1 protein-coding gene is annotated in these 789 nt (G+C 40.6%); it reads left to right on the top strand.

Annotation, left to right across the window (positions count from 1 at the left end):
• Positions 1 to 613, top strand: a 613-nt coding sequence (locus tag R7Z49_RS24360) for a collagenase (RefSeq protein ID WP_318112275.1), incomplete at its 5' end; no start/stop codon positions are given.
• Positions 614 to 789: the final 176 nt, after the last annotated feature.

The following is a 789-nucleotide window of genomic DNA, read 5'->3' as shown; positions in this document are numbered from 1 at the left end:
AGTACTTGGCAAAGAAAAGACGCACACATTGGCAGACGTGTTCAGTACGAACTACAGCGACGGTTTAAACCGTGTGTACCGCTGGGGCTACTTAGCTGTGCGCTTCATGATAGAGAAGCATCCTGAAGACGTTACTGAACTGTTAGGTTACTCGCGTACCGGCCAATACAAAGAGTGGGTAAAACTGCTTGAACGATTAGGGCCTGCTTACAATACCGAGTTTCATTCGTGGCTGGATGAGGTGACGAAAGACATTGACGATTCGGATATTTCTCAGCCAAAACCGAAAGAGAAGCCTAAGAAAATCGAACTCAATACCAGCATCCAGGTAAGTGGTAAAAAGTTCTCTGAAACGCTCTTCTTTGTCGATGTTTCAGAAAGTTATAATCAACTAGAAGTGTCTATCTCCGGCACTGGTGATGCCGATCTATACGCTTGTTACGACAAAGTATGCCACTACTTCGAGTACGAATGGTCGAACTACACCCATGGTAGTAACGAAACGATTTCAATCCCAAAAAATGAAGACGGGTCGATCAAAATGGGACAATACTATTTCAGCATCAGTGGTCGTGAAGAATTCGACGTAGAACTGTCTGTTGTTGCGAAATAAATTTCTATCATCGTTCATTAGGCACCTGTTTTCACGATGGTGCTTAATGAACATTAAATATTATTTATAGAGGTATTATAATTCTTAATTTCCTGACGTAATAACTTTAGATATAGAATATGAAACGATGTTTAAGTGTGAGTCAAACATAGTAATAGTAAACGGATAAAGTGGAT

Source organism: Vibrio sp. 1562 (assembly GCF_033340155.1).
Taxonomy (GTDB): Bacteria; Pseudomonadota; Gammaproteobacteria; order Enterobacterales; family Vibrionaceae; genus Vibrio; species Vibrio alginolyticus.
The sequence above is the reverse complement of the archived record's forward strand: the minus strand, read 5'-3'. Positions and strand labels throughout refer to the sequence as shown.